Consider the following 26,900-nt stretch of genomic DNA (forward strand, 5'->3'; position numbering starts at 1 on the left):
CGCGTGGAAGACCTCGTCATCCGGGACGCCGACGTCGTCGACGGCAGCGGTCAGCCGTCGTACCGCGCGGACGTGGTCGTCGACGGCGGCAGGATCACCGCCATCGTCAAGGAGGCCGCCGCCGCGGGCTGCCAGCGCCCGCGCGCGATGCGGGAGCTGGACGCGGAGGGCCTGGTCCTCTCCCCCGGTTTCATCGACATGCACGCGCACAGCGACCTCGCCCTGCTGCGCGACCCCGACCACAGCGCGAAGGCCGCGCAGGGAGTGACGCTGGAGGTCATCGGCCAGGACGGGCTGTCCTACGCGCCGGTCGACGACCGCACGCTCGACGGGGTGCGCCGGGCCATCACCGGCTGGAACGGGTACGGCGACGACATCGACTTCGACTGGCGGTCGGTGGGCGAGTACCTGGACCGCCTGGACCGGGGCATCGCCGTCAACGCCGCCTATCTGATCCCCCAGGGCACCGTCCGGGCGCTGGTCGTCGGCTGGGAGGACCGTCCGGCGACGCCGGAGGAGATCGTCCGGATGCGGGAGCTGGTCGCCGAGGGGATGGAGCAGGGCGCGGTCGGCATGTCGTCCGGGCTCACCTACACACCCGGCATGTACGCCGACGACGCCGAACTGACCGAGCTGTGCCGGGTGGTGGGGTCGTACGGCGGCTACTACTGCCCGCACCACCGCTCGTACGGGGCGGGCGCGCTCCAGGCGTACGCGGAGATGGTGGAGCTGACCCGGAAGGCGGGCTGCCCGCTGCACCTGGCCCACGCCACCATGAACTTCGGCGTGAACAAGGGCCGCGCGGCCGACCTGCTGGCCCTCCTGGACGACGCGCTCGCCGCCGGGGCCGACATCAGCCTCGACACCTACCCCTACACGCCCGGCTGCACGACCCTCGCCGCGCTGCTGCCGAGCTGGGCGAGCTCGGGCGGCCCGGAGGCGGTGCTCGCGCGGCTCGCGGACGGGGCGACGGCCGAGCGGATCCGGCACGATCTGGAGGTCACCGGCTCGGACGGCTGCCACGGCGTGACCGTCGAGTGGGACACCATCGAGATCTCCGGCGTGAGCGACCCGGCCCTCGCCGACCACGTCGGCCGTACGGTGCTGGAGTCCGCGGGGCTGCGCGGCGAGGAGCCCTGGGCCACGGCCCGGCGGCTGCTGGTCGAGGACCGGCTGGGCTCGACGATCCTGCAGCACGTCGGGCACGAGGAGAACGTCCGGGCGATCATGCGGCACCGCACGCACACCGGCGGCTCGGACGGCATCCTGCAGGGCGCCAAGCCGCATCCGCGGGCGTACGGCACCTTCCCGCACTATCTCGGGCACTACGTACGTGAGTTGGGCGTGCTGTCGCTGGAGGAGTGCGTGCACCATCTCACCGCGCGGCCCGCGGCCCGGCTGCGTCTGCCGGACCGGGGGCTCGTCCGTGAGGGGTACCGCGCCGACCTGGTCCTGTTCGACCCGGCGACGGTCGCGGCGGGGGCGACTTTCGAGCAGCCGCGCACGCTGCCCCTCGGCATCCCGTACGTCCTGGTCGACGGGCGGTTCGTGACCGAGGACGGCCGGCGGACGGACGTGCTGGCGGGCCGGGCGGTCCGCCGGACTCCTCCGTGCTGACCGCCCGCCCGTCATGCCCGGTCCGTCATGGTCGGCCCGTCATGACCGGCCCATCATGGCCCTGTCACGGCTTGGGCAGGGTGCAGCCGCTGAGGGTGAGGTCCAGCTTGTTGCCGGTGGTGAAGCACGCCGGGATGTTGTAGGTCTCCTCGGCGTAGTTGATGCCCTTGCGGACGGTCACGTTGCCGTTCGCGTCGACCTCGCAGGGGTTGTTCTCGGTGCAGCGCTCGCCGTCCTCGTTGCCGGTGTTGTTGACGGCGACGACCTTGCCGGTGGCGTTGTCGATGACCGGGGAGCCCGAGGTGCCGCCGATGGTCTGGCAGGCGGAGGTGTAGCGGACCGAGTCCTTCCAGGTCCAGTCGCCCTCCTTCAGGCGGTAGACGAAGCCGTCGACGTTGCAGGCGTACGTCTTCTTCCAGTAGCCGGAGACGACGGTGATGGCGGTGCCGGCCATCGGGTGGGTGTCCTGGAGCGTCAGCGCGCTGATCCCGTACGAGCTCTTGATCTGCGCGTACGTGGTGGTGAGCTGGTAGAGCGTGACGTCGGTGTCGGTCATCGTCGAGTACACGACCTTGCTGGCGCGCAGCGTCCCGACCCGGGTGGCCGAGGAGTTGAGCAGACCGAAGGTGCGGCTGGACGACCGGCCGACGATCACCTCGCCGGGGTCCGGGAAGCCGGTCTCCAGGCAGTGGCCGTTCGTCATCACCAGCGCCGGGTCGCTGTCCGCGGACTTCGGGAAGCGGACGACCGAGCCGGAGCAGTTGCTGAGCGACACCGTGCCGGCGAAGTTGACGGCCTTGATCGCGGGCGCCGCGCTCTTGGCCGCGGTGGTCTTGGTCGCGGTGGCGCCCTCGGCCGCCGTGGCGGCTGCCGCCGGTGCCATGCCCGCCCCGGTGATCACCAGGGTCGCGAGCGCGGCAAGGAGAGGCTTGTTCATGTGGGGGTCCCCTCTGCAGACGTGAGCGACCGGAAATCTTCCGGCCGCCTGCCGTCTTGTCATGAGCATTGTTATGTTCATCGAGGGGTGACGGCAATAAGCCGCAGACAATGCACCGCTCGCCGCGCGAGGGTCAACCCACCACGAAACGCGACTACTTGGGACCCTTGGTGCTCCCCCTGCCGTGCCCCCTGGAGTTGCCGGGGCCGGACACGGCCGTCGTCTCGGCGGCGGTCGGCGTCGCGGTGGCCGAGACGGCCGGCGTGGTGCCGGCAGGCGCGGCGGATGTGGCGACGGGGGTCGCGGACCGCGTCGTGCCGTCCGCGTTTCCGCCGGCGGACGCCGTGCCCGCCGCACCGACGGCGGCCGACTCGACGGCCTTGAGCGTGCCCGGCGTCGCGGCACTCGCGGACTCGGACGGGGACGCCGACCGCTCGGGCACCGACGCCTCGCCCCCCGCCGTCGACGCCGTACGCCCGTGCCGTCCCTGCGGCGCGTCCGACGACCCCGGGACCGAGAGTCCCGCGATCACGGCGGCGAGCGACGCGACGCCCACCGCTCCGACGGCGACCGCCGCACGGCGGCCATGCCGCCCGCCCGCCCGCCTCCGGGAGCCGCGCCCGGCGGCGCGGTGCCGTACGGCCCCTCCCGCGCCGCGGTGAACCTCACCGACGGCCGCCGGCAGCTCGCGTGTCTCGTCGTAGGCGTTCTGCCAGCCGTGGGCCGCCGCGGGATCGGCGTACTCCTCGTACGCCGGAGCCACCGGGGCCGACGGGTGATACACGTTCGGCGGCGGGAGGAACTCGCCGTCCGGCTGCGGCGGGGTGGGGCTCGACATGGGCTGCGATTCTAGGTACGGGTGGGGCTCCTGGGACAGCTACCGGCGATAACGGAGCAAAACGCCCGTCTCACGTGTCGGAAAACACGACCCGGCAGGCGTTACCGGGCCGTAAGCTCCTGACATGCAGGTGATCCAGTCGACCAAGCTCGCCAATGTCTGTTACGAGATCCGGGGCCCGGTCCTCGAGGAGGCGATGCGGCTGGAGGCGGCAGGGCACCGCATCCTGAAGCTGAACACCGGCAATCCCGCCGCCTTCGGCTTCGAGTGCCCGCCCGAGATCCTCGAGGACGTCCTCCGCAACGTCTCCACCGCCCACGGCTACGGCGACGCCAAGGGACTGCTGGCCGCCCGCCGCGCGGTCGTCATGCACAACCAGACCATCGGCATCGAGACGGACGTCGAGCACGTCTTCATCGGCAACGGCGTCTCCGAGCTGATCGTGATGGCGATGCAGGGACTGCTCGACGACGGCGACGAGGTCCTCGTCCCGGCGCCCGACTACCCCCTGTGGACGGCGGCCGTCTCCCTGTCCGGCGGTACGGCGGTCCACTACCGCTGCGACGAGCAGTCCGACTGGATGCCCGACCTCACCGACGTGGAGCGCAAGGTCACCGACCGCACCAAGGCGATCGTCATCATCAACCCGAACAACCCGACGGGCGCGGTGTACGACGAGACGGTGCTGCGCGGACTGACCGACATCGCCCGCCGCCACAACCTGCTGGTCTGCTCGGACGAGATCTACGACAAGATCCTGTACGACGGCGCGACGCACACGCCGACCGCGGCGATCGCCCCGGACCTGATGACCCTCACCTTCAACGGCATGTCGAAGGCCTACCGGGTGGCCGGCTACCGGGTGGGCTGGATGTCGATCTCCGGCCCCCGCGCGCACGCCGACTCCTACATCGAGGGCCTGACGATCCTGGCCAACATGCGCCTGTGCGCGAACATGCCGGGGCAGCACGGTGTCGTGGCCGCGCTCAGCGGACGCCAGACGATCAACGACCTGGTGCTGCCGGGCGGACGGCTGAAGGAACAGGTGGACGTCGCGTACGACCTGCTCACCCAGATCCCGGGCGTGAGCTGTGTACGGCCGAAGGGGGCGCTGTACCTCTTCCCGCGCCTGGACCCGCAGGTCTTCAAGATCAAGGACGACCGGCGGATGGTCCTGGACCTGCTGCGCCAGGAGAAGATCATGGTGGTCCAGGGCACCGGCTTCAACTGGCCCGAACCGGACCACTTCCGGGTGGTCACCCTGCCGTCGGTGGGCGATCTGCGGGACGCGGTGACGCGGATCGGCACCTTCCTCGACGGTTACAGCCAACTTTAGACGAAATCTAAGCTAGGATGGCTTCCTGTCAGAGCACAGGAGGCCATCTCCCATGTACGAACCGATCCGCAGCAAGTCGGTCCACCGCACGATGGCCGGCACCACCTCGAACTTCCCCCACCGGTCGCGCGAGGAGGAGCTGGACATCCAGCTCGCGGGACATCTCGCGGCACTCCTCGCCGTCACGGACGAACTGCGCGCGCTGGCTCCCTCCACCGACCTGGACACGGCCGCCGAACAGCTCGCCGCGCAGGTGTCGCGACTGCGGGGCGGCCGGGCTCCGCTCCGCGCGTCCACGGCCACGGCCGACGGGGCGCCGACGCTCCACCAGCGGGCCCACGCCCTCGCGGGCCGCGCCCTGGTCGTCGCGGCCTCCCGGGCGGACACGGCGGCGGCGATCCTCGCGGCGGAGCGGATGGACGCCCACGCGGCGGCCCAGGAACCGGTCAGCGCCGCCCACTGACCCCTCGGGGTCCCCTCATCGGCCCCGGTTCGCGTGCACCCGCAGCGACGCGCGGACCGGGAGCCACAGCACTGCGTCGGCCCTGGCCAGGTTTTTCGGTCGGCGGTGTGTGGATGCGCGCGGGGTCGCCTGCCGCAGGCCGAGCCGTACGCGCAGGCGCGGCGTTCCCTGTCGCGCCGGCGCGCAAGCGCGGCGCGGCCCCTGTCGCGGGCCGAGCGACGTGCTGGCGCTCACCACCGACGGCCAGACCGCCGGTCGACGCCGTTGTGGTCGAGCGCCGTTGTGGCGGATCGGGGTTGCCGCCGACAAGGATCCTGGCGAGCAGCCGGAGGTTGAACGGTCTCCGGCCGACTCCCCCAGCGGCCTGGACACCGCGGCAGAGCGGCCCGCCGACCAGGCAGGTGCGCAGCCGTCAGATGAAGATGAGGAACAGGATCACGATCAGCGCCGCCGCGACGATGAGCATCGGGACCAGCAGCCTCCCGCCGCTGCGGGGCCGGTCCTCCGGGCCTCCGCCGCGCGGGCGGTCCTCCGCCAGCTGTGGGTTCTCCGGACGGTCCCGGTCGTAGAAGTCACCACCGCCTGCCATGGCTCATCACCCTTTCGTCACGGGATGGACCCACCGAGTACCCGGGCAGGCCCTGGCTGCACCACGGCGCGAAGCCGGGCCCGCACGCTTTCGTGCGGGCCCGGCTTCGGTGCGCCACCGCGGCCGGCGGGACGACGTCGCAGGTCAGGGCTGAGTCGGGCCGGCCGCGGAGTTCGGGTGGGTCAGCCCAGGCGGGACACCAGGGCGTGGTACTGGTCCCACAGCTCCTTCGGGGTGTGGCCGCCGAAGGTGTTCAGGTGGTCGGGGATCAGACCCGCCTCCTCGCGCCAGGCCTCCTTGTCGACCGTGAGCAGGAAGTCGAGGTCGGAGTCGGCGAGGTCGAGGCCGCGCGTGTCGAGGGCCTCCCGGGTCGGCAGCACGCCGATCGGGGTCTCGACGCCCTGCGCCCTGCCCTCCAGGCGCTCCACGATCCACTTCAGGACGCGGCTGTTCTCGCCGAAGCCGGGCCAGACGAACTTGCCCTCGTCGTTCTTGCGGAACCAGTTGACGTAGTAGATCTTCGGCAGCTTGGACTGGTCCTTGCCCTTGGCCACGTCCACCCAGTGGGCCATGTAGTCGCCCATGTTGTAACCGCAGAACGGCAGCATCGCGAAGGGGTCGCGGCGCAGCTCGCCGACCTTGCCCTCGGCCGCCGCGGTCTTCTCGGAGGCCACGTTGGCGCCGAGGAAGACGCCGTGGTTCCAGTCGAAGGACTCCGTCACCAGCGGCACCGCGCTGGCACGGCGCCCGCCGAAGAGGATCGCGGAGATCGGCACACCCCTGGGGTCCTCCCACTCCGGCGCGATGATCGGGCACTGGGAGGCCGGGACGGTGAAGCGGGCGTTGGGGTGGGCGGTCGGGGTGTCGGACGCCGGGGTCCAGTCGTTGCCCTTCCAGTCGGTCAGATGGGCGGGCGGCTCCTCGGTCATGCCCTCCCACCACACGTCGCCGTCGTCGGTGAGCGCGACGTTGGTGAAGACCGCGTTGCCCCACAGGGTCTTCATCGCGTTGGCGTTGGTGTGCTCACCGGTGCCGGGCGCGACGCCGAAGAAGCCGGCCTCGGGGTTGATCGCGTAGAGGCGGCCGTCCTCGCCGAAGCGCATCCAGGCGATGTCGTCGCCGATCGTCTCCACCGTCCAGCCGGAGATCGTCGGCTCCAGCATGGCGAGGTTGGTCTTGCCGCAGGCGGAGGGGAAGGCCGCGGCGACGTACTTCGACTCGCCCTGCGGCGGGGTGAGCTTGAGGATCAGCATGTGCTCGGCCAGCCAGCCCTCGTCGCGGGCCATGACGGAGGCGATGCGCAGGGCGTAGCACTTCTTGCCGAGCAGTGCGTTGCCGCCGTACCCGGAGCCGTAGGACCAGATCTCGCGGCTCTCGGGGAAGTGCGAGATGTACTTGGTCGGGTTGCAGGGCCAGGGCACGTCCTCCTGGCCGGGCTCCAGCGGGGCGCCGAGGGTGTGCACGGCCTTGACGAAGAAGCCCTCGTCACCGAGCTCGTCCAGCACCTGCTTGCCCATGCGCGTCATCGTGCGCATCGACACCGCCACGTACGCCGAGTCCGTGATCTCCACGCCGAGCGCGGAGAGCGGCGAGCCCAGCGGGCCCATGCAGAAGGGCACGACGTACATCGTGCGCCCCCGCATCGAGCCGCGGAACAGGCCGTTCTCACCCTGGAAGACCTCCCGCATCTCCGCGGGCGCCTTCCAGTGGTTGGTGGGACCCGCGTCCTCCTCCTTCTCGGAGCAGATGAAGGTCCGGTCCTCGACCCGGGCGACGTCGGTCGGGTCCGAGGCGGCGTAGTAGGAGTGGGGGCGCTTGATCGGGTCGAGTTTCGTGAAGGTGCCCTTCGCGACGAGCTCCTCGCACAGTCGCTCGTACTCGGCCTCGGATCCGTCACACCAGACCACGTTGTCCGGCTGCGTCAGTTCGGCGATCTCGTTCACCCACGAGATCAGTTCCTGGTGGTTGGTGGGGATGACGGGGGGAGCCGCGATGTCGCGCGCCACGATTGCTCCTAAGTGAGGGATTTTTTGATCTTTGGCCCCGTGGGGGCTGCGACCCGGATGCTTCGTAGCCGCTCATCCGGTGTCGACCGCACTCATTTGATCATCCGATGGTACTGCGCATCTGTCCAGAGGGCCTCACATGTGAGCGACGTGAGGAAGGCCACGGTTAACCGCGCCCATCCGGGATACCTCCGGGATAACTCCGGGATCCTTTGCGCGCACGTTGGGTTCACCTGGGAGACTTTTTGCGCCACGGCACCGGGTCTCCCATGAGACGATGAACACTCCGCGCCGGTCAGCGGGCCGCACCCATCGGCGACTTACGGTTCCGTAGGTACGATGCCGGACATGACTGCGTCCGCCTCCGATGCGCCCATGGAACCACCGGCCGCCGGCCGCGGTCCCGTGGCGCTCTCCCTGCCGCATCCGGTCAAGCCCAAGCTCCGGGGCTGGCTGCACCTCGGCATGTTTCCGGCCGTACTCATCGCGGGCCTGGTGCTCACCGCCCTCGCCGACTCCCCCCGCGGCCGGATCGCCTGCAGCATCTACGCCCTGACCGCCTGTCTGCTGTTCGGTGTCAGCGCCCTGTACCACCGGGGCAACTGGAGCCCGCGCATGGACCGCGTCCTGCGCAGACTCGACCACGCCAACATCTTCCTGATCATCGCGGGCACCTACACCCCGCTGACCATGCTCCTTCTGCCCGGATCCAAGGGGCGGTGGCTGCTGTGGGGCATCTGGGCGGCGGCCGCCGCGGGCATCGCCTTCCGGGTCTTCTGGGTCGGCGCCCCGCGCTGGCTCTACACCCCCTGCTACATCGCCATGGGCTGGGCCGCCGTCTTCTTCCTGCCCGACTTCATGCGCACCGGGGGCGTCGCCGTCCTGGTCCTGGTGGTCGTCGGCGGTCTCCTCTACAGCGCGGGCGGCGTGATCTACGGGATCAAGCGGCCGAACCCGTCACCGCGCTGGTTCGGCTTCCACGAGGTGTTCCACTCCTTCACCCTCGCCGCCTTCGTCGTCCACTACGTGGGCATCTCCCTGGTGGCGTACCAGCACGGCTGACACACCCGCTCCATCCTCTCCACAGTGGCCACGGCTCTTGAGCCGTGGCCATTTCTCGTGCTTGACACTGCCGCCTTATTGACGCTCGCCATCTTTTGATAGTTACTCTCATTTCATGTCTACTCTCACAGAGCGCGTGGAGACGCGGCAAGACCCCCGCCGCTGGTGGGCCCTCGGGGCCCTGGTCGCGAGCATGCTGGTGCTCGGCTTCGACATGACGATCCTCAACGTGGCGCTGCCGACCATGGCGGAGCAGCTCGGCGCCACCACCGGCGAACAGCAGTGGATGGCGGACGCGTACGTCATCGTCTTCGCCGCGCTGATGCTCCCCGCCGGACTGCTCGGCGACCGCTTCGGCCGCCGCCGGATGCTGGTCGCCGGGCTCAGCCTCTTCCTTGCGGGCTCCCTGGCCGGCACGCTGGCCGGGGACGTCGACTGGGTGATCGCCGCGCGCGCGTTCATGGGTGTCGGCGGGGCGCTGATCATGCCGCTGGCGCTGTCCATCCTGCCGTCGCTGTTCGGGCCCGAGGAGCGCACCAAGGCCGTCGGCATCATCTCCGCCGCCTCCGCGCTCGGCATGCCGCTCGGTCCGATCATCGGCGGCTGGCTGCTCAACCACTTCTGGTGGGGCTCGGTGTTCCTGATCAACGTGCCCATGGTCGGCATCGGCGTCGCCGCCTGCGTCTTCCTGCTCCCCGAGACCCGCGACCCGGCCTCCCCCAAGCTCGACGTGCCCTCCACCGCGCTCACCGCGGCCGGCCTCGGCACCCTCATCTACGCGATCATCGAAGCCCCCGACCGCGGCTGGGGCGACCCGCTGATCGCCGGGATGTTCGCGGCCGCCGTCGTGCTCCTCGCCGCACTGGTGCTGCGCGAACGCCGGATGACCCGGCCCATGCTCGACATGACCCTGCTCGGCCGGCGCGGCTTCCTGCTCAACACCGTCGCGGCGACCCTGGTGATGTTCGTCCTGTCCGGACTGATGTTCGTCCTGCCGCCCTACCTGCAGGCCGTCCTCGGCCATGACGCCTTCGGGACCGGGCTGAGGCTGCTGCCCATGATGGGGGGGCTGATGGTCGCCGCGAAGGGCGCGCAGCCGGTCGTCGCCCGGTTCGGGGCACGGGCCGTGGTCTGCGCGGGTCTTGTGGTGCTCGCCTTCGCCGCGCTGCTGGGCAGCCGTACGACCGTGGACTCCGGCTACGGCTTCACCGCGCTGTGGCTGTCCGTCGCCGGGCTCGGCTTCGGCTTCTCGGTGGTGCCCGCGATGGACGGGGCGCTCGCCGCCCTGCCCACCGACCGGGCCGGCAGCGGCTCCGGGCTGCTGATGACACTGCGCCAGGTGGGCGGCGCGATCGGCATCGCCCTGCTGGGCAGCCTGCTCGCGAGCGCCTTCCGCGACCGGCTGGACGTCACCGGACTGCCCGGCGCGGCCGCGCACACCGCCGGGGAGTCCGTGGTCGCCGCGCACCTCGTCGCCGCGCAGGCGGGTCCCGGACACGGGGCGCACCTGGCGGCCTCCGCGAACGCCGCCTACGTGCACGGCATGGGCCTGGTCCTGCTGGTCTGCGGCATCGCCTCCCTGGTCACCGCACTGCTGGCGGGAGCGTTCCTGCCCGCGGCGCCGGCCACGGACGCGAAAGCTTCGGCGCCGGACGCGGACGCGGGGGCGTCCGTAACGGGCGTGGCCGCCTCCGACCTCGATGCCTGACAATGACCACCATGACGGCAAGCACCTCCTCCCCGGCCGACCGCCCCCCGCTGAGCCTGCGGGAGCGGAAGAAGATCAAGACCCGCGAGGCGATCCGCACGGCGACGTACGCCCTGATCGAGGCACAGGGCTACGACGCCACCACCATCGAGCAGATCGCCGACCGGGCCGAGGTCTCGCCGTCGACCGTCTTCCGGTACTTCCCGACCAAGGAGGACATCGTCCTCACGGACGAGTACGACCCCCTGATGCTGGAGGAGTTGCGCGCCCGGCCCGCCGGGGAGTCGTGGACGGACTCGGTGCGGTACGTGATGCACAAGGCCATCGACGCGATGATGGCCCAGGACCCCGAGGTGGTCCGGACGCGGGCCCACCTCGCGGCCCAGGTCCCCGCCGTCCGTTCACGGATGGTCGAGAGCATGTCGGAGACCGGACGAATGCTCCGTGCGGCTCTCGCCGAGCGTCACGGTCTGACCCCGGACAGCCTCGAAGTGCGTGTCTACGCCATGGCCCTGGTCGGCGGCCTGATGGAGGTCAACATGTCCTGGGCGGAGAACGGCTTCCAGGACGACCTCCGCGACATGATGGACCGCGCCCTGGATGTCCTGGAACACGGCCTCCCCGCCGGAAACCAGTGAGGCCCGGCCCCCTTCCCGTGCCATCCTGACCAGGTGAACGGTCCCGAGATCCATGTCGAAGTCGCCCCCGAGCTGCACCTGTTCGTCCCGCAGGCCCGGCGCCTGGGCGCAACCGCCGTCCCCACCGACGGCGTCTCGACCCTCGGCCATGTCGTCGAGTCCCTCGGCGTCCCGCTGACCGAGGTCGGCGCACTGGTGGTGAACGGCCGCGAGGTGCCCGCCTCGCACATCCCGGCGGCCGGCGAGCGGGTCGACGTACGGAAGGTCGCACGCCCCCAGAAGGTGACCGGCGCTCCCCTGCGCTTCCTCCTCGACGTCCACCTCGGCACCCTGGCCCGCCAGCTGCGCCTGCTCGGCGTGGACACCGCGTACGAGTCGACCGACATCGGCGACCCGGCGCTGGCCGCCCGCTCGGCGGCCGAGCAGCGGGTCATGCTCAGCCGCGACCGGGGCCTGCTGCGCCGCCGCGAACTGTTCGCGGGCGCCTTCGTCTACAGCACCCGGCCCGACGACCAGCTCCGCGACGTCCTCGGCCGCTTCCGCCCCGAGCTGCGGCCCTGGACCCGCTGCACCGCGTGCAACGGGCTGCTGCGGGACGCCACGAAGGAAGAGGTCGCCGACCAGCTCGAACACGGCACCCGGCGCTCGTACGACGTGTTCGCGCACTGCGCGCAGTGCGGCCGCGCCTACTGGAAGGGCGCGCACCACGACCATCTGGAGGCCATCGTGGAGCGCGCCCTCGCGGAGTTCGCCGACCGAGGTTAGCGCCCGCCCGAGTGTGGCGGGCCGGTCAGCCGCTCAGCGCGGCGCGCAACCGCTCCAGGTCGGCCGTCGGCGCGTCGCACGTGAAGTCACGGCAGACGTACGCGGCCGGTTCACCGCCCACCAGGGACCGGTCGGCGAGCAGTGGGAACTCGTCGCTCCCCGGGGTGCCGACGGCGACCACCGCACCCGGAGCGGTGCCCAGCAGCGCCGTACGGTGCAGGGACCTCGTGGCCTCCTCGTCGAGGGCGGGACCGACGACGGCGACCTCGCGGGGCCCGTCCAGCAGGGCCTCCGCGACGGCCAGCCCCCACCCGACGAACCGGGGGACACGCGGGCCGAGCGCCTTCACGACGCCCAACGCCTTCTCCGCGGCGGCGCGATGTTTCTCCGAACCCGTGTGGGCCGCGTAGCCGAGCAGGGCGCCCGCGGCGGCGGTCCAGCCGGACGGGGTCGCGTTGTCGGTGGGGTCCTGCGGCCGGCGGATCAGCCGCTCCGCGTCGGCGGCGGTGTCGAAGAGGGCGCCGGACTCCGGATCGGTGAAACGGGTGAGCACATGGGCGAGGAGCAGCCCCGCGAACTCAAGCCACGCCCCGTCCCCGGTCACGGACGCCAGCGACAAAAAGCCCTCGGCCACGTCGGCGTAGTCCTCCAGCACACCGGCGTTGACGCCCGCCCGGCCGTCGCGGCTGGTGCGGAGCAGGTGGGTGTGCTCGTCCAGATGCAGCCGTACGAGGAGATCGGCGGCGCCGACCGCGGCCTCGACCAGGTCGGGGCGGTCGAAGTAGGCGCCGGTCTCGGCCAGGGCGGCGATGGCGAGACCGTTCCAGGCCGCGACCACCTTGTCGTCGCGGCCGGGGGCGGGCCGCTCGCCGCGCACCCGCAGCAGACGCTCCCGGACGGACCCGATCCGCTCGGCGTCGAACACGCCGTCCTGCTGCGGAAGCTGAAGCACCGACTGCCCGTGCTCGAAGGTGCCCTCCTGGGTCACCCCGAAGTACCGTGCGGCGAACTCGGCGTCTTCCTGGCCGAGCGCGTCGGTCAGCTGCCGCGGCGTCCACACGTAGTAGGCGCCCTCCACGTGCCGGCCGGTCCCGTCGTCGCTGTCGGCGTCCAGTGCGGAGGCGAACCCGCCCTCCGCGGTGCGCAGTTCGCGGACCATGAAGTCGGCGGTCTCCAGGGCGACCCGGCGCGCGAGCTCCGAGCCGGTGGCCCGCCACAGGTGGGCGTACACCCGGCACAGAAGGGCGTTGTCGTAGAGCATCTTCTCGAAGTGCGGCACGACCCAGTCGCGGTCGACGGAGTACCGGGCGAACCCGCCGCCGAGCTGGTCGTAGATCCCGCCGCGTGCCATGCGCTCGCAGGTGTCCAGCGCCATCTGCAGCGCGCCCTCGGCGCCCGTGCGGGCGTGGTGGCGCAGCAGGAACTCCAGCACCATGGACGGCGGGAACTTGGGGGCGCCGCCGAACCCGCCGCGCTGCGGGTCGTACTCCCGGGTGAGACCGAGCAGGGCCTGGGCGACTTCCTGCTCGCCGGGGAGCTGCGCGGTCTGGTAGCCGATCTCCCGCTGCGACAGATCCCGCACGATCTTCCCGGCGACCTCGGTCACCTCGTCGCGCCGGTCGCTCCAGGCATGCCGGACACCCTCCAGGACCTGCCTGAAGGACGGCATGCCGTGCCGGGGGGCGGGCGGGAAGTAGGTGCCGAAGTAGAAGGGCTCGGCCTCCGGGGTGAGGAACACCGTCATGGGCCAGCCGCCCTGCCCGGTGGCCGCCTGAACGGCCTCCATGTAGACGGCGTCGACGTCGGGGCGTTCCTCGCGGTCGACCTTGATGTTGACGAAGTTGTCGTTCATGTAGGCCGCTGTGGCCTCGTCCTCGAAGGACTCGTGCGCCATCACGTGGCACCAGTGGCAGCTGCTGTAACCGACGCTGAGGAGGACGGGTTTCTCGGTTCTGCGGGCCTCCTCGAACGCCTCGTCCGACCAGGGCCACCAGTCGACCGGGTTCTCGGCGTGCTGAAGCAGGTACGGGGACGTCTCATGGGCCAGTCGGTTCACCGTTCCACTCTCCCACGCCGTCCGGCACGGCGTAGAAACGGAAGCTCACCGGGCGCGCCCCCTCGGGGGCCTCCTCGCGGGTGTGGCCGTAGCGGGACAGGAGTTCCTGGTAGTCGCGCATGAAGGCGAGCATCTCCTCCCTGGTCATCCAGGAGCCGTGCCGCTGGACCTGGGCCCAGCCCTCCGGGCCCCGGTACTCCCGGTGGGCGCGGCGGTACAGCTCGGTGTCGACCTCGATCTTCAGCAGGGCCAGGTGCTCGGCCGCCGCGTACTCCTCCGGGGACATCGTGGCCGGGTCGGGGGTGGTGTGGCTGAAGGGGAGCGCCCGCCACCAGCGTTCGCGGCCGCCGGACTTCTCCGGGATCTCCTCGATGAGTCGCTGCTCGGCGAGTTTGCGCAGGTGGTAGCTGGTGGTGCCGGAGCTCTCACCGAGTTCGCGGGCGAGCACGGTGGAGTTGGCCTCGCCGTGCCGGCCGAGGTACTCGAGGATCCGGCGGCGCAGGGGGTTGCCGAGGGACTTGTAGAGAGCGGTGCGCTCAAGGCTGGTCATCTCGGTCATGTCGTCACGGTATCCCTGAGACGTCCCTGATTTCTGCAGAACTTTCTCTGCAGAATTTTCTCTGCGGTCTAGGCTGGGCACACGTAGTGGCAGAAGGGGAGGTTCTGTGATGTCGATGGCCGTGAAGAGGAAGTGGGCGCTGGTGCTGCTGGGGGCGGCGGCCGTGCTGCTCGTGCCCTGGATGGTGGTGCTGGCCCTGACGCTTCCGGCCAGCACCCGTGTGCACAACTGGTCGTTGGCCTGGATCGGCCTCGATGTGCTGATGGCGGCGGGCTGTGCCACCACGGCCTTACTGGGGCTGCGCGGCGACCCCCGGGCCCGGCTGACCGCTTCGGCGACCGCTTCCGTCGCCGTGCTGGACGCCTGGTTCGACATAACCACCTCGCGGGTCGGCGGCCCCCTCCTCGAAGCGCTGGCGTGCGCGGTGGCGGAAGGGGGGCTGGCGGTGGCGTGCGTGTTCCTGGCCCTGTCGAAGGGGCGTGGCAGGGCGAACCCCGGATGACACGGATTCGATGACACGGATCCGCTGATCGCCACACCCTCGCGCTCCGGGCTTCACCGAAGGACACTCATAGGCCAAGGAGTTGACGCCGGAGGGGGACGGGACATGCGGGACGGCCATCGGGCGGAGGCCGAGCGGCTGGTGGTGCGGGCCGTGGAGGAGGAGGTGCGACGCTCGGGCGGCCGCGTCGACGGACAGGTGCTGCTGTCACGGGCGCGGGGCGCACTGGACGCCATGGCCCGGACGGCCTCCGAGGAGTACGAGGCGTACACGCGCGCCCTCGACGAGGCGGAGGCGGGTCGGCTCACCTTCGGCCAGCGGTACGCGCGCGAGGGTGCCGGAACTCCTCTGCTGGTGGCGGCGGTAGCAGCGGTCGCGGCTACCGTCGCCGACCTCTCTCTCGGCACCGGTGCGGCGACCGCGTTCGGTGCGGGGGCCGCCGTCGGGGTCGTCGCCGCGGCGGCCACCGTGGTGAAGGTGGCCGGTTCCCATCTGCCCGCCGCCCACCACCGGGCGGGTGCGGCGGGCCAGCCGGGCGGTGCGGAACAACTCCGGCTGGAGTGGCTGACGGCGCTGGAGGTGCGGGGCATCCGTCCCTTCCTCGACCAGCAGCGGGTGCTCGCCGCTTCCACGGGTCCGAAGAAGAACGGGCCCCAACTGCGCGGCTCGGACAAGAGCGCGGCGGCCCGCAGGCGCACGGTGCTGGAGCAGTCCTTCGGGCAACTGCCGGATGCCGACGGCCCGTTCGCGGGGCGCCGCCAGGAGATGGCCCGGATCCGGCAGTGGGTGCAGGCGGCCCGGGCGACCACCGAGACCCGGCCGACGGTGGTCGTGCTGCACGGGGCGCCCGGCTCCGGACGGACGACTCTCGCGGTCCGCGCCACGCACGACCTGAAGGACCACTTCCGCGGAGCGGTCGTCGTCGACCTGCGCGGCGACAGTCAGGAGCCCCCGCTGCCCACCCGGGACGCACTGCTGCACCTGCTCAACCGGCTCGGCGCGCCCCGCGAACAGTTGCTGTTCCGCGAGCGGTCCTCGCCCGACCAGCAGATCAAGCGGCTGAGCGAGCTGTACCACCAGCATCTGACGGGCCTGCCGGTGACGATCGTGCTGGACGACGCCTCGGACGCCGAGCAGGTCCGCGCCCTCGTCCCGGAGCGCTCCGACAGCCTGGTCCTGGTCACCGCCCGCGAGCCCCTCGACCTGCCCGCGGACCTGTCGGCCTGGGTTCACCAGCTCCCGGTGGAGCCCCTGGACACGGCGGGCGCGGAGGAGCTGCTGGGCGCGGTGGCGCAGGACGCCTCGGGGCCGTACGACGCCGAGGCCGGTGACCGGATCCGGGAGCTGTGCGGCGGCCTGCCGCTGGCGCTGCGCATCGCGGGCTCCTGCCTGGGCGGGCGCTCGCCTCGTGGGCTGGCCACGGACCTGGCCGCGTACGGCCCGGTGGAGCCGGTGGAGCGTGTGCTGTGGCTGCGCTACACCGACCAGTCGGAGCCGGCCCGGCGGCTGCTGAGACGGCTGGCGCTGGCCGGCCGGGCCTCGCTCGGTGCCGCGGCGGCGGCCGCGCTGCTCGCCGCGGACGACGCGGAAGCGACCCGGCATCTCGTCGCGCTCGCGCGGGCGGGCCTGATCGACCACGTCCGCGGCAACCGCTACCGGTTGCACGACCTGGTGCGCGCTTTCGCCCAGGCCCGACTGCTGGACGAGGAGGACCCGGCCGAGCGCACGGCGGCGCAGCAACGTCTGATCGTGAACTACGCGGAACTGGCCGATTCGGTGCTCCGTCTGGTCGACGGCAACATGTCGACCCGCTCGGACCGCTTCGGTCCGCACGGTTTCACCTCCCTCGACGAGGCGTTGCGCTGGCTGGACGACGAGTCGAGCTTCATCACGGCGGCGCTGCGCCACGCGGAGGGCGTGGACCAGTCGGCGGTGCTGAATCTGCTCGGCGCGCTGTGCGACTACTGCCTGCTGCGCGGCGACCTCTACCGCCTCGGCGAGATCAGCGAGCTCGCGCAGGCCGTGGACCAGGGGCTGCTGGTCCGTTCCGTGCAGTGGCGCACCGGTATCGCGGCACGCCAGCTGGGCGAGCTGGACAAGGCGCGCACCACCTTGACCTCCGTGGTCGACCTCTATCTGGAGGCCCACCACGACGCGGGTGCCGCCCGTGCCCTGTGCTCGCTGGGCATCACCTTGCACCATCAGGGCAACCTCACGGAGGCGGCGGCCAAGCTGCAGGAGGCGCTGGACCTGCAGGCGGCGCCCGAGCTGGCCACGGACCGTGCGTGGACGATGCACGCGCTGGCCGCGGTCCAGCGCGACCGGGCCCGCCTGGGCGAAGCCCTGGATCTGCTGACCCGTTCCCTGGTCCTGCACCGCGAGGGCGGCTCTGTGCACGGCGAGGCCTGGGCTCATTTCCAGCTCGGCCAGCTGGCGCTGCGCATGGGCGACGTGCCGCGGGCGGAGACCGAGCTTCAGGCCGCCCTCGACCTCTACGGCCGCACCCGTGACGCCCGCGGTGAGGCCTGGGCCCTGACCCAGCTGGCCCGGGCCCGTCTGGTCGACGGCGACGCGTCCCCCGCGGTGGAGGGTCTGCGCCGGGCGGCCGTCCGGCACCGGGAGAACGAGGACGTGCGCGGGGAGGCCTGGACGGTGTACTACCTCGGCCAGGCACTGGAGGAGACGGGCAACCTGGACCAGGCGGTCCGCGAGCTGGAGCGCTCCCGCACGATGTTCTCGCGGATGCGTGACGTCTACGGCCTGGCCTGCGCCCGCCATCATTCGGCGCGCGTCACCCGCGACCAGCGCGCCGCCCAGACCGGCTCACTGCTGAACTCCGGCTTCGCCCGCCAGCTGCTGGTCGACGCGCGCGCCGACTTCCAGCGCATCGGCGTCGCTCACGGCGAGGCGTGGACCTGCCTGGAGCTGGCGGTCGTCGACGCGGGCAATGCCCGTACCCAGCAGGCCCTCGCCCTGTGCGACGAGGCGCTCGACCTCTTCACCGGTTACGGCGACCACCGCGGTGCGGACTGGGCCCGCTTCCTGCGCTGCACCCTGCTGCCGTATGCGGCCCCCGGCGGGGTGGAGGTCGGCACGGCGGTCGCCCAGGAGGAACTGGCCCAGCTCGCCCGGACCGGCCATCCGGCCAGGGACGAGAAGCTGGGCGAGTACGCCGGTGCGTACCAGCTGCTCCTGGAACGAGGCGTCAGTCTGGAGGCGGGCTGGCAGGCGTGGCGGCTGGGCATGGTGCCCGACCGGCATGCCCGGGAGGTGATGGGCGTCCCCGTGCCGGCCAGGCAGTGAACCGCCCTCAGCCCTGGTGCGACTTGGGCTCGGCCGGGGCGGCCCCCGTCTCGGCCGCGGCCTCGGCCTTGGTGTCCGGGGCTTCCTTGAAGTCGACCTTCTGCATGTGCTTGTTCATGGACTTCATCAGGCCCCACACGGCCACGGCCATCACCGCGAAGACGATGAAGCCGAGGACGCCGGGGGTGACCTTGTTCTCGTCGACCTCCTTGGCGAGGGGGACGAGGTGCGTCAGTGCCAGGCTTGCGCTCATGTCAGGCATTGTCGCGGATGCCCGCAAAGAGGTCGTCCTCGGGGAGGGAGGTATCGACGAGGGACTTCGCCAGCTCGTACTCCTCGGTGGGCCAGACCTCCCTCTGGACGTCCATCGGCACGCGGAACCAGCCGCCGTCGGGGTCGATCTGGGTGGCGTGCGCGATCAGCGCCTTGTCCCGGATCTCGAAGAAGTCGGCGCACGGGATGTGGGTGGTGAGCACGCGCTCCTTGCGCTCGATCTCATTCCAGCGCTTGAGCCACTCGCCGTACGGCGACTCCAGGCCCCGGTCGAGCATCGCCTTGTGCAGTGCCTCGGTGCGCGGGCGGTTGAAGCCCTGGTTGTAATACAGCTTCAGCGGCTGGTAGGCCGGGCCGAACTCGGCCTCCGGGTACTTCTCGGTGTCCGCCGCGCCCTCGAACGCCACCATCGAGATCTTGTGGGTCATGATGTGGTCGGGGTGCGGGTAGCCGCCGTTCTCGTCGTAGGTGGTGATCACCTGGGGACGGAAGGCGCGGATCTGCTTGACCAGCTCGCCGGCCGCCTTGTCGACGTCCTCGAGGGCGAAGCAGCCCTCGGGCAGCGGGGGCAGCGGGTCGCCCTCGGGCAGGCCGGAGTCGACGAAGCCCAGCCACTCCTGCTTGACGCCCAGGATCTCGCGGGCCTCGTCCATCTCCTTCTTGCGGACCTCGTGGATGTGCTCCTCGATGTACTTGTCGCCCTGGAGCTTCGGGTTGAGGATGGAGCCCCGCTCCCCGCCGGTGCAGGTCACCACCAGCACGTCCACCCCCTCCGACACGTACATCGCCATGGTGGCCGCGCCCTTGCTCGACTCGTCGTCGGGGTGCGCGTGGACGGCCATCAGTCGCAGTTGGTCAGTCAAGACTCAATCCTCGTAGTCGGCGCCCCCGTGTCTTCGGGCGCAATCGGCGCTTCTATAGTGACCGAAACGGCGGGCGAATAATTCCGCGGAGGGACGACCATGAGCACGGCGAGCATGCGGCTGCCCGAGGGGCGATACGGCCGTTCCTCGGACGAGCGCGCCGACCACAGGCTCAGGGTCGCCGCGGTGGTCCTCGGCGCGGCTGTGCTGGCGCTGGTCGGCTACCTCGCGTACCACTACGTCGTCCAGAACAAGATCAGCGCTCAGGTGGTCGCCTTCCAGGCCTCGGACGATGCGGTCAAGGTGCATCTGGAGGTCCACAAGGACTCCGGCGCCTCCGGCTACTGCACCCTGCGCTCCCAGGGCGCCGACGGCAACGACGTGGGACGGGCGGACTTCCGCTTCACCGGTTCCGCCACCCGGATCGACAAGGTCGTCACGCTCCGGACGACGGCCAAGGGCATGACGGCCGAGCTGCTCGGGTGCCACGCCGACTGAGGCCGTCCGGAATACGTAGGCGCTCACCTGCGCTGATGTGATTCTGGTGGCTTATGTCCTCCCCCTTCGGCGCTCGAATTGTTAGGCTCGTGGTTTCGCCCATCCATGGAGGAACATTCTTCTGGGTAGGGCGATGCTTTGTATTCCCAGTACCGACGAGGAGCACCTGTGACCCAGACCAGCGAGAACGTCACCTGGCTGACCCAGGAGGCGTACAACAAGCTCAAGGATGAGCTTGAGTACCTTACTGGTCCTGCGCGCACGGAGATCGCGGCCAAGATCGCGGCCGCGCGCGAGGAAGGCGACCTGCGCGAGAACGGCGGGTACCACGCGGCCAAGGAGGAGCAGGGCAAGCAGGAGCTCCGTGTGCGCCAGCTGACCCAGCTCCTGGAGAACGCCAAGGTCGGTGAGGCTCCGGCCTCGGCCGACGGTGCGGTCGCGCCAGGCATGGTCGTCACGATCGCCTTCGACGGTGACGAGGACGACACCCTGACGTTCCTGCTCGCCTCGCGCGAGTACGCGAGCGCCGACGTCGAGACCTACTCGCCGCAGTCCCCGCTGGGCGCCGGCGTGATCGGCCACAAGGTCGGCGAGGACGCGGACTACGAGCTGCCCAACGGCAAGAAGGCCTCGGTGCGGATCCTGAAGGCCGAGCCGTACTCGGACTGAGCGGCTCCCGCCCGGCCCGGCCGACAGTCTCCCGACCGCCCCCGGCGTCCCCGCGACACCGGGGGCGTTGTCATGCCGTCGCCGAGCGGTACTTGCGGACCGCCAGCGTCCGGAATATGACCACGATCAGGACCGAGTAGATCAGCGAGGCCCACACCGGGTGCTGCATGGGCCAGGCGTCCGAGGCGGACTGGCCCGGATTGGCGAACAGGACGCGGGCCGCCTGCACCGTGGCGCTGAACGGGTTCCACTCCGCGATGTGGCGCAGCCACGGGGTCATGTGGCTGGTGTCGACGAACGCGTTGGAGATGAAGGTCACCGGGAAGAGCCAGATCAGCCCGCCGGAGGTGGCCGCCTCGGGCGTGCGCACGGACAGGCCGATCAGGGCGCCGACCCAGGTGAACGCGTACCCGAGCAGGAGCAGCAGACCGAAGGCGGCCAGGACCTTGAGGGCGTTGGTGTCGCCCACCGTCCCGACGCGCCAGCCGACCAGCAGGGCGACCACGGCCAGGACGAGCAGGGTCAGCGCCGTCTGGACCAGGTCGGCGAGTGTGCGCCCGGTGAGCACCGCACCGCGGGCCATGGGCAGTGAGCGGAAGCGGTCGATGAGGCCCTTGTGCATGTCGTCGGCTATGCCGGCACCGGAGCTGGCGGTGGCGAACGTGACGGTCTGCGCGAAGATGCCCGCCATGAGGAAGTTCTTGTAGGTGGCCGGGCTGGTGCTGCCGCCGATCTGCATGGAGCCGCCGAACACGTAGGTGAACAGCACCACGAACATGATCGGCTGGATGAGCCCGAAAATCACCATCTCGGGAATCCTGGACATGCGGATCAGGTTCCGCTGGGCGACGATCAGCGAGTCCCGGACGGACTGGCCGACGGGGTTGCGGGGTGCCGCGACCGGCACGGCGTCGGTGACGGCGCTCATTTCACGCTCTCCTTGGTCTTCGTGCCGGCTGTCGCGGCGCCGCTCTCCTCGTCCTTCGCCTCGGCCGCGTGCCCCGTCAGGGAGAGGAAGACGTCGTCGAGGGTGGGGCGGCGCAGTCCGATGTCGTCGATCTCGATGCCGCGGGTGTCCAGCTCGCGGATGACCTCGGCGAGCAGCTTGGCGCCGCCGGTGACGGGCACGGTGAGCTTTCGGGTGTGCTCCTCGACCGTGGTGTTCCCCTTGCCGAAGCCGCCCAGCACCTCCGCGGCGACCGCGATGTGCTCCCGCTCGTGCACCACGACCTCCACGCGCTCACCGCCGGTGCGGGCCTTGAGCTGGTCGGAGGTGCCCTTGGCGATGACGCGCCCCTGGTCGACGACCGCGATGTCGTGGGCGAGGTGGTCGGCCTCTTCCAGATACTGGGTGGTGAGCAGCAGGGTCGTCCCGCCGGAGACCAGCTGCTTGATGACCTCCCAGAGCTGCTGCCGGTTGCGCGGGTCGAGGCCGGTCGTCGGCTCGTCCATGAACATCACCGGCGGCGAGACCACGAGGGCGGCCGCGAGGTCGAGCCGGCGGCGCATGCCCCCGGAGTAGGTCTTGGTCGGCCGGTCGGCGGCGTCCGCCAGATGGAACTGCTCCAGCAGCTCCGCCGCGCGGGCCTTCGCCTCCTTGGCTCTCATCTGGTAGAGACGGCCGACCATCTGCAGGTTCTCGCGGCCGGTCAGGTATTCGTCGACGGCCGCGAACTGGCCGGAGAGGCCGATAGAGCGGCGTACGGCGTCGGGCTGTCTGAGCACGTCGATGCCCGCGACGACCGCCCGGCCGCTGTCGGGGCGCAACAGGGTCGTCAGACAGCGGACGGTCGTCGTCTTGCCCGCGCCGTTCGGCCCGAGCAGTCCGAGGACCGTGCCCTCGGGGACGTCGAGGTCGACGCCGTCCAATGCCCTTACGTCACCGAAGGTCTTCACCAGACCTTCGGCATAGATGGCGCCTGGCATGTGTGTCTCCACGTCGTCGGGGATGCTTTGGCAAGGTTAGGTACTGTGCGCCGATTTACGCCCGCCCCTGTCACCTCACGTCGCCGTGACGCGGGCAGGTGGCGGACGAGACACACACTAACGCGATGTATCGCGTCCCTCAACGGATTTTCTCGAACGGGTGACCCGGAGGCCACCGGCCTCAGGAGATGATCGTGTAACCCGCCTCGCGCAAAGCCTGCCGGACCTCGGCGCAGTGCGCCGGCCCCTTCGTCTCGAGGTGCAGCTCCACCTCGGCCTCCGCGAGCCCGAGCCGCGGGTCGGTCCGCACGTGGCTCACGTCGAGGACGTTTGCGTCGACCACCGTCAACGCCCCGAGGAGCGTGGCGAGGGCGCCGGGACGGTCGGTCAGGCGCAGCCGGACGGCCAGGTAGCGCCCTTGAGCGGCCATGCCGTGCCGCAGGACGCGCTGGAGCAGCACCGGATCGACGTTGCCGCCGGAGAGCACCGCGACGACCGGCCCGGGGAAGGCGCCCGGGTCGCTCAGGAGCGCCGCGACCGGGCTGGCCCCCGCCGGCTCGACGACCAGCTTGGCCCGCTCCAGGCACAGCAGCAGCGCAGCGGACAGCTCGTCCTCGCTGACCGTGCGGACCTCGTCGACGAGGTCGCCGACGATGCCGAACGGCACGTCGCCGGGCCGCCCGACCTTGATGCCGTCGGCCATGGTCGCCGCGTTCTCGATCGCCACGGGACGCCCGGCCGCGAGTGAGGGCGGGTACGCGGCCGCCCCCTCCGCCTGCACGCCGACGATCCGTACGTCCGGCCTGATCCCCTTCACCGCCACCGCGATGCCGGCCGCGAGCCCACCGCCGCCGATGCCGACGACGATCGTGCGCACCTCCGGGCACTGCTCCAGGATCTCCAGGCCCACCGTGCCCTGCCCCGCGATGATGTCCGGGTGGTCGAACGGGTGGATGAACACCGCGCCGGTCTCGGCCGCGTACTCCTGGGCCGCGGCCAGGGTCTCGTCGACCACCTGGCCGTGCAGGCGGACCTCGGCCCCGTAGTCACGGGTGGCGCTGATCTTGGGCAGGGGTGCGCCGTTCGGCATGAACACGGTGGCGTGCACCCCGAGCAGCGCGGACGCCAGCGCCACGCCCTGCGCATGGTTGCCGGCACTCGCGGCGACCACGCCCGCGGCCCGCTCCTCGGGCAGCAGCCCGGCGATCCGGACGTACGCGCCGCGCAGCTTGAACGAACCGGTCCGCTGGAGGTTCTCGCACTTCAGGTGCACCGGCGCCGTGACCAGCTGGGACAGGTGCCGGCTGCCCTCCATCGCGGTCACCCGCGCCACCCCCGACAACATCTTCTGGGCGCCGCGCACGTCGTCGAGGGTCACGGGCAGGGAGGAGTCAGCCGTGCTGTAGCTCATGACTCCAGTCTCGCAGTTCACAGTCGTCCCCGAGTGGTGTGACCAAGCTCCGAGACCGGTTTGCGCAGCGCCGGTACGGGCCGCCCCCGGGCCGCGTACCCTGTCCCCCAACCCAGCACCCCTTTTCATGAAGTGAGCCCCCGGCCATGCCCACAACACCTGAAATGTCGATGGACATGACGACCGTCGGTGACACCGGCCTCCTCGACACGCTGCAGCACGAGGTCGCGGTGTTCGCCCGCCGTGCCGAACAGACCCGGCTCGGCGGCGTCGGGCAGGTGCGCAACTCCATGGACCGCGCCGCGTACCTGCTGCTCAACCGCCTCGACAAGGAAGGCCCGATGGGCGTCAAGGCGCTTGCCGCGAGCATGGGCATCGACTCCTCGACGGTCACCCGGCAGGTTGCTCCACTCGTGGACACCGGACTCGTCAAGCGCACCTCCCACCCCGAGGACGGGCGCGCGGTGGTGCTCCAGCTGTCCCCGCGCGGGCTGTCCCGGCTCGAGGAGGTGCGCTCGTCCAGGCGTCAGTTGATGGCAGAGCTGACACACGACTGGGCGCCGGAGGAGCGCGAGACGTTCTGCACGCTCCTCACGCGCTTCAACAGCGCTCTCTCCGCGCGCATGGCGGTCCAGGGCATGCCGGCGCCGGAGACGCCGACCGTCTCCTGAGACCGCCCGCGCCCCGACGGACGGCAGGCCCGCACACGCGCGTGCCGCACGGCTCTTGACCGCGGGCCGCCACTGGCCTCATATGAGACCGGGTCCTCGTGGCACACGGCGTTCGCGTTCGTCGTGGGCCGGCGGGTTCCCCTCAGGCGGGGAGGCGCGGTGCGAGAACGGAAGGCGTCCGGACCCGCCCGCCGTGCCCGGGAGTTCGAGGCGTTCGTCACGGGTGCGGGCGGGCGGCTGCTGCATGCCGCCACCCTGCTCACCGGGGAGGCGCCGGACGACAACCCGCGCGCCCGGCGCCTGCTGACGCTGGCGCTCGCGCACACGTACGCGTGCTGGGACCGGCTGCGCGGGGAGGATCCCTACGACTGTGCCCGCCAGTACCTGGCCACCCGCTTCGCCCATGGCGCCTGGCACGAGTACGGCGGCTTCGCCCGTCCCCGCCCCCATCCCCGCAACGCACTGGCCGCCCTCACCCCGCGGGAGCGGCTGATCCTCGTCCTGCGGCTGTACGAGGGAGTCGCCGAGGAACAGGTGGCGGCCCTGCTCGGGCTGCCCACCGAGCGGGTGCACGCCATCTGCGACCGTGCGACGGCGACCGTTCTGCATCCGCCCCGCAGACCGCCACCGGCGGTGGTGCGGGCGAAGGCGGCGCCGTCATGACCGGCGTACGCCTACGGGACGGCGGGGAGCCGAGGTGAACCGGTCCGAGCGCGAGGCGACCGTGCGGCGGATGATGGAGCGTACGCCGCCGCCGGTGCCCACGGAACTGTGCGCCGACGCCGTACGGCGCGGCGGCCGTCTGCTGCGCCGCAGGGCCCTGACCCGCCGCCTGCTGTGGCTGCTGCTGTGCGCCGCGTGCGTGGCCTTCACCGTCTGGGCGCTGACGGCCCGCCCCTGGGTGGAGCCGCCGTCCCGGACGACTCCACCGTTGACGGGCTGGTGACCCGCGGTCCGGCTCCTTGGAGAAGGGTTCTAGCCCAGCGCCTGCCTGAGGTCCTCCAGGAGGTCCTCGACGTTCTCGATGCCCACGGAGAGGCGAACCAGGTCGGCGGGCACCTCCAGGGCCGAGCCCGCCGCGGACGCGTGAGTCATGCGACCGGGGTGCTCGATCAGCGACTCGACGCCGCCCAGGGACTCGCCGAGGGTGAACACCTTCGCCCGGTTGCACACCTCGACGGCCGCCTCCTCGCCGCCCGCGACCCGGAAGGAGACCATGCCGCCGAACGCCCTCATCTGCTTGGCGGCGACCTCGTGACCGGGGTGTTCGGGCAGGCCCGGGTACAGGACGCTCGTCACGCGCGCGTGCCGGGTGAGCATGTCGGCGATCTTCGTGGCGTTCTCGCTGTGCCGGTCCATGCGCACCGACAGCGTCTTCGTGCCGCGCAGCACCAGCCAGGAGTCGAACGGCCCGGCGACCGCGCCCATCGCGTTCTGGTGGTACGCCAGCTCCTCGCCCAGCTCCTGGTCCGCCACGATCAGCGCGCCGCCGACCACGTCCGAGTGGCCGCCCATGTACTTGGTGAGGGAGTGCACGACGACGTCGGCGCCGAGCGACAGCGGCTGCTGCAGGTACGGCGTGGCGAAGGTGTTGTCCACGACGAGCTTCGCGCCCGCGTCGTGGGCGACCTGAGCGACCGCGGCGATGTCGGTGACACCGAGCAGCGGGTTGGAGGGGGTCTCCACCCAGACGGCCTTGGTCTCAGGGGTGATGGCCGCCCGTACCGCGGACGGGTCGCTGGTGTCGGCGACGGACCACTCGATCCCCCACCGGGCCACCACCTTGGCGAACAGGCGGAACGTACCGCCGTACGCGTCGTTGGGGATGACGACGTGGTCGCCGGGGCTGAGCAGCGTACGCAGCAGGGTGTCCTCGGCCGCCAGCCCGGACGCGAACGCCAGGCCCCGGCGACCGCCCTCCAGGGCGGCCAGGTTCTCCTCCAGGGCGGTCCTGGTCGGGTTGGCGCTGCGGCTGTACTCGTAACCGCCGCGCAGGCCGCCGACGCCGTCCTGCTTGTAGGTGGAGACCTGGTAGATCGGCGGGACGACGGCGCCGGTGAGGGGATCGGCGGTGTTGCCCGCATGGATCGCGAGGGTCTCGAAGTGCTGACTGATGTGCCTGTCGCTCATGGGGACCGAGCGTAATGCGCCCGCGGGGCTGATGACGGACGCCCGGGTCCGGGCGGCGGAGCGGGAGGGTTTTCCACAGG

General features: G+C 71.2%; 26 protein-coding genes. 14 read left to right on the forward strand and 12 right to left on the reverse strand.

Annotation, left to right across the window (positions count from 1 at the left end; translation table 11 throughout):
* The first annotated feature begins 3 nt into the window (after positions 1 to 3).
* Complete coding sequence (locus ACFYZQ_RS20705; protein WP_389149560.1) at positions 4 to 1,617, forward strand: amidohydrolase family protein; 1,614 nt, start codon at positions 4 to 6, stop codon at positions 1,615 to 1,617.
* A gap of 64 nt (positions 1,618 to 1,681) precedes the next feature.
* On the opposite strand, the gene ACFYZQ_RS20710 is transcribed toward ACFYZQ_RS20705, so the two are convergent.
* Both ACFYZQ_RS20710 and ACFYZQ_RS20715 read right to left on the reverse strand, forming a co-directional pair.
* On the reverse strand, positions 1,682 to 2,554 hold the full coding sequence (locus tag ACFYZQ_RS20710; protein WP_389149563.1) for a serine protease: 873 nt from the start codon (positions 2,552 to 2,554) through the stop codon (positions 1,682 to 1,684).
* A 154-nt stretch (positions 2,555 to 2,708) separates the two neighbouring features.
* On the reverse strand, positions 2,709 to 3,392 hold the full coding sequence (locus tag ACFYZQ_RS20715; RefSeq protein WP_389149566.1) for a hypothetical protein: 684 nt from the start codon (positions 3,390 to 3,392) through the stop codon (positions 2,709 to 2,711).
* Between the two features lie 124 nt (positions 3,393 to 3,516).
* Between ACFYZQ_RS20715 and ACFYZQ_RS20720 the strand changes: the two genes are divergently transcribed.
* On the forward strand, positions 3,517 to 4,728 hold the full coding sequence (locus tag ACFYZQ_RS20720) for a pyridoxal phosphate-dependent aminotransferase (RefSeq protein WP_389149569.1): 1,212 nt from the start codon (positions 3,517 to 3,519) through the stop codon (positions 4,726 to 4,728).
* A 52-nt stretch (positions 4,729 to 4,780) separates the two neighbouring features.
* Complete coding sequence (locus tag ACFYZQ_RS20725; protein ID WP_389149572.1) at positions 4,781 to 5,191, forward strand: hypothetical protein; 411 nt, start codon at positions 4,781 to 4,783, stop codon at positions 5,189 to 5,191.
* 412 nt (positions 5,192 to 5,603) lie between these two features.
* Here ACFYZQ_RS20725 and ACFYZQ_RS20730 read toward each other — a convergent pair whose 3' ends face one another.
* Together ACFYZQ_RS20730 and ACFYZQ_RS20735 are read right to left on the reverse strand one after the other, a co-directional pair.
* The gene (locus ACFYZQ_RS20730) at positions 5,604 to 5,780 is read right to left on the reverse strand and encodes a hypothetical protein (RefSeq protein WP_389149575.1); all 177 of its coding nucleotides are present in this window, start codon (positions 5,778 to 5,780) and stop codon (positions 5,604 to 5,606) included.
* 182 nt (positions 5,781 to 5,962) lie between these two features.
* Positions 5,963 to 7,786: a phosphoenolpyruvate carboxykinase (GTP) gene (locus ACFYZQ_RS20735; protein WP_389149578.1), complete on the reverse strand. Its 1,824-nt coding sequence runs from the start codon at positions 7,784 to 7,786 to the stop codon at positions 5,963 to 5,965.
* A gap of 348 nt (positions 7,787 to 8,134) precedes the next feature.
* Here ACFYZQ_RS20735 and ACFYZQ_RS20740 point away from each other — a divergent pair, with 348 nt between their 5' ends.
* The 4 genes from ACFYZQ_RS20740 (at position 8,135) to ACFYZQ_RS20755 (ending at position 11,959) form a co-directional block, all read left to right on the forward strand.
* Entirely contained in the window at positions 8,135 to 8,848 is a 714-nt protein-coding gene (locus ACFYZQ_RS20740; protein WP_389149581.1) for a hemolysin III family protein, read from the forward strand.
* A gap of 115 nt (positions 8,849 to 8,963) precedes the next feature.
* A complete protein-coding gene (locus ACFYZQ_RS20745; protein ID WP_389149584.1) occupies positions 8,964 to 10,556 on the forward strand; it encodes an MFS transporter in 1,593 nt (530 codons plus the stop codon).
* A 2-nt stretch (positions 10,557 to 10,558) separates the two neighbouring features.
* Positions 10,559 to 11,194, forward strand: a complete 636-nt coding sequence (locus tag ACFYZQ_RS20750) for a TetR/AcrR family transcriptional regulator (protein WP_389149587.1) — start codon at positions 10,559 to 10,561, stop codon at positions 11,192 to 11,194.
* 33 nt (positions 11,195 to 11,227) lie between these two features.
* On the forward strand, positions 11,228 to 11,959 hold the full coding sequence (locus ACFYZQ_RS20755; RefSeq protein ID WP_389149590.1) for a Mut7-C RNAse domain-containing protein: 732 nt from the start codon (positions 11,228 to 11,230) through the stop codon (positions 11,957 to 11,959).
* Between the two features lie 25 nt (positions 11,960 to 11,984).
* On the opposite strand, the gene ACFYZQ_RS20760 is transcribed toward ACFYZQ_RS20755, so the two are convergent.
* The gene (locus ACFYZQ_RS20760) at positions 11,985 to 14,015 is read right to left on the reverse strand and encodes a thioredoxin domain-containing protein (RefSeq protein WP_389149593.1); all 2,031 of its coding nucleotides are present in this window, start codon (positions 14,013 to 14,015) and stop codon (positions 11,985 to 11,987) included.
* A complete protein-coding gene (locus tag ACFYZQ_RS20765; protein ID WP_389149596.1) occupies positions 13,996 to 14,574 on the reverse strand; it encodes an ArsR/SmtB family transcription factor in 579 nt (192 codons plus the stop codon). The genes ACFYZQ_RS20760 and ACFYZQ_RS20765 overlap by 20 nt, the downstream gene beginning before the upstream one ends.
* Before the next feature lie 115 nt (positions 14,575 to 14,689).
* On the opposite strand from ACFYZQ_RS20765, the gene ACFYZQ_RS20770 reads away from it, so the two are divergent.
* Both ACFYZQ_RS20770 and ACFYZQ_RS20775 read left to right on the forward strand, forming a co-directional pair.
* A complete protein-coding gene (locus tag ACFYZQ_RS20770; RefSeq protein WP_389149599.1) occupies positions 14,690 to 15,076 on the forward strand; it encodes a hypothetical protein in 387 nt (128 codons plus the stop codon).
* A gap of 105 nt (positions 15,077 to 15,181) precedes the next feature.
* Positions 15,182 to 18,379: a tetratricopeptide repeat protein gene (locus ACFYZQ_RS20775; protein ID WP_389149602.1), complete on the forward strand. Its 3,198-nt coding sequence runs from the start codon at positions 15,182 to 15,184 to the stop codon at positions 18,377 to 18,379.
* A 7-nt stretch (positions 18,380 to 18,386) separates the two neighbouring features.
* On the opposite strand, the gene ACFYZQ_RS20780 is transcribed toward ACFYZQ_RS20775, so the two are convergent.
* Positions 18,387 to 18,632: a hypothetical protein gene (locus ACFYZQ_RS20780; protein ID WP_389149605.1), complete on the reverse strand. Its 246-nt coding sequence runs from the start codon at positions 18,630 to 18,632 to the stop codon at positions 18,387 to 18,389.
* Between the two features lies 1 nt (position 18,633).
* Positions 18,634 to 19,515: a mycothiol conjugate amidase Mca gene (gene mca / locus ACFYZQ_RS20785; RefSeq protein WP_389149608.1), complete on the reverse strand. Its 882-nt coding sequence runs from the start codon at positions 19,513 to 19,515 to the stop codon at positions 18,634 to 18,636.
* A 99-nt stretch (positions 19,516 to 19,614) separates the two neighbouring features.
* Here mca and ACFYZQ_RS20790 point away from each other — a divergent pair, with 99 nt between their 5' ends.
* Together ACFYZQ_RS20790 and greA are read left to right on the forward strand one after the other, a co-directional pair.
* Positions 19,615 to 20,013 (forward strand): DUF4307 domain-containing protein, encoded by a 399-nt coding sequence (locus ACFYZQ_RS20790; RefSeq protein WP_389149611.1) that lies wholly within the window; start codon positions 19,615 to 19,617, stop codon positions 20,011 to 20,013.
* A gap of 168 nt (positions 20,014 to 20,181) precedes the next feature.
* The gene (gene greA, locus ACFYZQ_RS20795) at positions 20,182 to 20,682 is read left to right on the forward strand and encodes a transcription elongation factor GreA (RefSeq protein ID WP_389149614.1); all 501 of its coding nucleotides are present in this window, start codon (positions 20,182 to 20,184) and stop codon (positions 20,680 to 20,682) included.
* Positions 20,683 to 20,752: 70 nt separating this feature from the next.
* On the opposite strand, the gene ACFYZQ_RS20800 is transcribed toward greA, so the two are convergent.
* From ACFYZQ_RS20800 to ilvA, 3 genes are all read right to left on the reverse strand, one after another.
* Entirely contained in the window at positions 20,753 to 21,610 is an 858-nt protein-coding gene (locus ACFYZQ_RS20800; protein ID WP_389149617.1) for an ABC transporter permease, read from the reverse strand.
* On the reverse strand, positions 21,607 to 22,608 hold the full coding sequence (locus ACFYZQ_RS20805; RefSeq protein WP_389149620.1) for an ATP-binding cassette domain-containing protein: 1,002 nt from the start codon (positions 22,606 to 22,608) through the stop codon (positions 21,607 to 21,609). Before ACFYZQ_RS20805 ends, ACFYZQ_RS20800 begins: the two co-directional genes overlap by 4 nt.
* A gap of 181 nt (positions 22,609 to 22,789) precedes the next feature.
* Entirely contained in the window at positions 22,790 to 24,019 is a 1,230-nt protein-coding gene (gene ilvA / locus ACFYZQ_RS20810) for a threonine ammonia-lyase (protein WP_389149623.1), read from the reverse strand.
* Positions 24,020 to 24,183: 164 nt separating this feature from the next.
* Between ilvA and ACFYZQ_RS20815 the strand changes: the two genes are divergently transcribed.
* The 3 genes from ACFYZQ_RS20815 (at position 24,184) to ACFYZQ_RS20825 (ending at position 25,636) form a co-directional block, all read left to right on the forward strand.
* The gene (locus ACFYZQ_RS20815; RefSeq protein ID WP_389149626.1) at positions 24,184 to 24,690 is read left to right on the forward strand and encodes a MarR family winged helix-turn-helix transcriptional regulator; all 507 of its coding nucleotides are present in this window, start codon (positions 24,184 to 24,186) and stop codon (positions 24,688 to 24,690) included.
* A 159-nt stretch (positions 24,691 to 24,849) separates the two neighbouring features.
* The gene (locus ACFYZQ_RS20820) at positions 24,850 to 25,353 is read left to right on the forward strand and encodes a sigma factor-like helix-turn-helix DNA-binding protein (RefSeq protein WP_389149629.1); all 504 of its coding nucleotides are present in this window, start codon (positions 24,850 to 24,852) and stop codon (positions 25,351 to 25,353) included.
* Between the two features lie 34 nt (positions 25,354 to 25,387).
* A complete protein-coding gene (locus tag ACFYZQ_RS20825; protein ID WP_389149632.1) occupies positions 25,388 to 25,636 on the forward strand; it encodes a hypothetical protein in 249 nt (82 codons plus the stop codon).
* A 29-nt stretch (positions 25,637 to 25,665) separates the two neighbouring features.
* Here ACFYZQ_RS20825 and ACFYZQ_RS20830 read toward each other — a convergent pair whose 3' ends face one another.
* Complete coding sequence (locus ACFYZQ_RS20830) at positions 25,666 to 26,820, reverse strand: cystathionine gamma-synthase (protein ID WP_389149635.1); 1,155 nt, start codon at positions 26,818 to 26,820, stop codon at positions 25,666 to 25,668.
* Between the last annotated feature and the right edge of the window lie 80 nt (positions 26,821 to 26,900).

This window comes from Streptomyces sp. NPDC001843, assembly GCF_042891955.1.
In the GTDB taxonomy this organism is placed as follows: Bacteria; Actinomycetota; Actinomycetes; order Streptomycetales; family Streptomycetaceae; genus Streptomyces.

Bases quoted from the DNA above. Each gene is read 5' to 3' on its own strand.
- ACFYZQ_RS20800 (WP_389149617.1), bottom strand. From the start codon at position 21,610: ATGAGCGCCGTCACCGACGCCGTGCCGGTCGCGGCACCCCGCAACCCC.
- ACFYZQ_RS20715 (WP_389149566.1), bottom strand. From the start codon at position 3,392: ATGTCGAGCCCCACCCCGCCGCAGCCGGACGGCGAGTTCCTCCCGCCG.
- ACFYZQ_RS20725 (WP_389149572.1), top strand. From the start codon at position 4,781: ATGTACGAACCGATCCGCAGCAAGTCGGTCCACCGCACGATGGCCGGC.
- ACFYZQ_RS20750 (WP_389149587.1), top strand. From the start codon at position 10,559: ATGACCACCATGACGGCAAGCACCTCCTCCCCGGCCGACCGCCCCCCG.
- ACFYZQ_RS20830 (WP_389149635.1), bottom strand. From the start codon at position 26,820: ATGAGCGACAGGCACATCAGTCAGCACTTCGAGACCCTCGCGATCCAT.
- ACFYZQ_RS20815 (WP_389149626.1), top strand. From the start codon at position 24,184: ATGTCGATGGACATGACGACCGTCGGTGACACCGGCCTCCTCGACACG.
- ACFYZQ_RS20780 (WP_389149605.1), bottom strand. From the start codon at position 18,632: ATGAGCGCAAGCCTGGCACTGACGCACCTCGTCCCCCTCGCCAAGGAG.
- ACFYZQ_RS20770 (WP_389149599.1), top strand. From the start codon at position 14,690: ATGGCCGTGAAGAGGAAGTGGGCGCTGGTGCTGCTGGGGGCGGCGGCC.
- ACFYZQ_RS20720 (WP_389149569.1), top strand. From the start codon at position 3,517: ATGCAGGTGATCCAGTCGACCAAGCTCGCCAATGTCTGTTACGAGATC.
- ACFYZQ_RS20805 (WP_389149620.1), bottom strand. From the start codon at position 22,608: ATGCCAGGCGCCATCTATGCCGAAGGTCTGGTGAAGACCTTCGGTGAC.
- ACFYZQ_RS20775 (WP_389149602.1), top strand. From the start codon at position 15,182: ATGCGGGACGGCCATCGGGCGGAGGCCGAGCGGCTGGTGGTGCGGGCC.
- ACFYZQ_RS20745 (WP_389149584.1), top strand. From the start codon at position 8,964: ATGTCTACTCTCACAGAGCGCGTGGAGACGCGGCAAGACCCCCGCCGC.
- ilvA (WP_389149623.1), bottom strand. From the start codon at position 24,019: ATGAGCTACAGCACGGCTGACTCCTCCCTGCCCGTGACCCTCGACGAC.
- ACFYZQ_RS20765 (WP_389149596.1), bottom strand. From the start codon at position 14,574: ATGACCGAGATGACCAGCCTTGAGCGCACCGCTCTCTACAAGTCCCTC.
- ACFYZQ_RS20730 (WP_389149575.1), bottom strand. From the start codon at position 5,780: ATGGCAGGCGGTGGTGACTTCTACGACCGGGACCGTCCGGAGAACCCA.
- ACFYZQ_RS20740 (WP_389149581.1), top strand. From the start codon at position 8,135: ATGACTGCGTCCGCCTCCGATGCGCCCATGGAACCACCGGCCGCCGGC.
- ACFYZQ_RS20710 (WP_389149563.1), bottom strand. From the start codon at position 2,554: ATGAACAAGCCTCTCCTTGCCGCGCTCGCGACCCTGGTGATCACCGGG.
- ACFYZQ_RS20790 (WP_389149611.1), top strand. From the start codon at position 19,615: ATGAGCACGGCGAGCATGCGGCTGCCCGAGGGGCGATACGGCCGTTCC.